At 57.2% G+C, this 2,790-nt stretch carries 3 protein-coding genes; all 3 read right to left on the reverse strand.

What is annotated here, in order from left to right; genetic code table 11:
• Window positions 1-155 (reverse strand): translation initiation factor IF-2 N-terminal domain-containing protein (locus ACNPP0_RS24345; RefSeq protein WP_448707276.1); only part of this gene is annotated, 155 nt, incomplete at its 3' end.
• A gap of 95 nt (window positions 156-250) precedes the next feature.
• Window positions 251-1,729 (reverse strand): transcription termination factor NusA, encoded by a 1,479-nt coding sequence (nusA, locus tag ACNPP0_RS24350; RefSeq protein WP_006218270.1) that lies wholly within the window; start codon window positions 1,727-1,729, stop codon window positions 251-253.
• Window positions 1,726-2,229: a ribosome maturation factor RimP gene (rimP, locus tag ACNPP0_RS24355; protein WP_104143179.1), complete on the reverse strand. Its 504-nt coding sequence runs from the start codon at window positions 2,227-2,229 to the stop codon at window positions 1,726-1,728. Before rimP ends, nusA begins: the two co-directional genes overlap by 4 nt.
• Window positions 2,230-2,790 lie beyond the last annotated feature (561 nt).

Raw genomic sequence — 2,790 nt, forward strand, 5'->3', positions numbered from 1 at the left:
CCACGCAGCGATTCGAGCAATTTCGCCTTGTCGCTGTCGGTGACGGAATCGTCAACCGATTTGAGGTCAACACCAGCCGAGCGCAGCTGATCCAGCAGCACATTGGCAGGCATTTTCAGCTCGGTAGCGAACTGGGCGACGGTGTTACTCGACATTAGGCTCTCTCTTCCCTATATGCAGCTATTACAAACAACGTGAACTTGCGGTGGATGAAACCAGCACTACCCACCGCAGACCCGTGTCCTTTTGGTTATTCTTCGTCGAACCAATGGGCACGGGCACGCATGATGAGGTCGCTGGCTTCCTGCTCGGTCAAGCCGGCGATTTCCGCCAGTTCGTCCGTTGCCAATTCGGCCAGATCATCACGCGTATGCACTTGACGCTCGGCCAGCTTCGCAGCCAGTTCTTGCGTCATGCCTTCGAGTTCAAGCAAATCCTGTGCGGTCTCAAGGCGCTCTTCCTGGGCAATTGCCTCAGTCAGTAGCGCATTGCGGGCACGGGCGCGCAATTCATTGATGGTGTCTTCGTCAAACGCTTCGATTTCCAGCAGTTCCTGCATGGGTACGTAAGCGATTTCCTCGATACCGGTAAAACCTTCGTCGATCAGGATGTCGGCGACTTCCTCATCAACGTCCAACTTGCTCATGAACGTGGTGCGCAGACCCGAACGCTCGACTTCCTGGCGGTTCAGGCTTTCTTCCGGCGTCATGATGTTGATCTGCCAGCCCGTCAGCTCGGACGCCAGGCGCACGTTCTGACCCTTGGCGCCAATGGCCTTGGGCAGGTTTTCTTCGTCAACCACGACGTCCATCGCATGCTTGTCTTCATCAACGACGATCGATTCGACGTTGGCCGGCGCCAAGGCGCCGATGACAAACTGCGCGGGGTCTTCCGACCACAACACGATGTCGACCTGTTCACCACCCAGCTCGTTACGAACCGCGGTGACGCGCGAACCGCGCATGCCGACGCAGGTGCCGATCGGGTCGATACGCTTATCGTATGCCACCACGGCGATCTTGGCACGCACACCCGCGTCACGGGCAGCAGCCTTGATCTCGAGCAGACCCTGCTCGATTTCGGGCACTTCATTCTCGAATAGCTGGCGAATGAACTCGGGCGAGGTGCGCGACAGGATCACTTGCTGGCCGCGCGCGGCGTGGTCAACACGCAACACGTAGGCGCGGACACGGTCGGCAACCCGGAGGTTTTCCTTCGGGATCATTTCGGAGCGCGGCAGGCGCGCTTCGATCTTGCCGGTTTCGACAATGGCGTCGCCTTTGTCCATGCGCTTGATCGTGCCGGACACAATGGTTTCGCCACGGTCCAGGAAGTCGTTCAGCACCTGTTCGCGTTCGGCATCCCGGATCTTTTGCAAGATGGCCTGCTTGGCCGCCTGCGCGCCGATGCGGCCGAATTCGATGGGCTCAAGCGGCTCTTCGATGTATTCACCTTCCTGAATATCAGGAACGATTTCTTGCGCGTCCGACAGCATTTCCTGCTTGTCAGGTTCTTGCAGGCCCGCTTCGTCAGGCACCACCAGCCAGCGGCGGAAGCCCTCGTGATCGCCGGTTTCCCTATCGATGGCGACACGAATGTCCGCATCATCCTTGAAGCGCTTTTTCATGGCCGAGGCCAGCGCACTTTCCAGCGCACCGAACACGACGTCACGCGTGACGTTCTTTTCACGCGCCAAGGCATCGACCAACAGAAGAATTTCGCGACTCATCGCTTTTTGCCCTTGAAATCCAGAACGGGATCCAGTTTTGCACGTTCGATATCCTCGACCGTGAAATTCAACACCTGGATTTCGTTCTTTTTTGCCTCAAATTCGAGACCGAAGACGGTCTTGTGCATCCCAGCGTCAGCTTCCGAGGCGGCGGCGTCGTCTTCGGGCACGGTCAACGTGCCGGAGAAAACCTTACGTCCGTCTAATGCCTCACGCAGCTTGATTTCGATGCGCTCGCCTGCAAACCGGCGGAATTCGGCTTCATTGCGCAACGGGCGGTCAATGCCCGGCGAACCGACTTCCAGTCGTTTGTAGTCGACGTTTTCGACTTCGAACACCCGCGACAACTGGCGGGAAACCTGTTCACAGTCTTCGATGCGCACACCGCCGACCCGATCGATCGTTACGCGCAAAAGGCCCAGGGCGGCACGCTCGACGTCCACGAGTTCGACGTCCATGCCGGCCAGAGCCTCTTCGGTCAATGCGAATAAATCAGCCATATACTCAAAAAAAATGGGCTGCACGCCCAGCCCACCGATATTGCGCAGAGCCCAGCCGCTTCCCTACTGCACGTAAGGAGCAATGCTGGGCAGCGCCCTATATTGCGACCTAAATTGATGCGCCACGGGTCATTCCAACCCTGCCTGCCCCACAACCCGATATTGAAACCTCAGGTCCGGCGGCACTTGGCGCATATCCGATGCCAAACTGCTATTGAACAACTTCGTATTCAACAACCGCTGAGAACCGCAGCTATTGCAAACCCGCTGCGCTTCAATTGCTCATGCAAACTGCTGTCGGCTTTCTCGCCGGCACTCATACTCGCGTTCTTACCAGCATTCTTACCAGCGTTCTTACCAGTATTCATACCCGCATTCGCACGAGCTTCGACTCTGGCCTTGGCAACAACCAAGCCTGCCAAAGCGGCATCTCGAACCCATCGCCCGGCAAAGGGCAATGACGCGAAGCCATGAAAACCATTGATTTTACCAGATAAACTGGAAAAACGCCTGATTCGTCACGGGCTTACGCTTATACGGGACATATCGGGGTCGAGGGGG

This window comes from Achromobacter semiaridum (assembly GCF_053543755.1).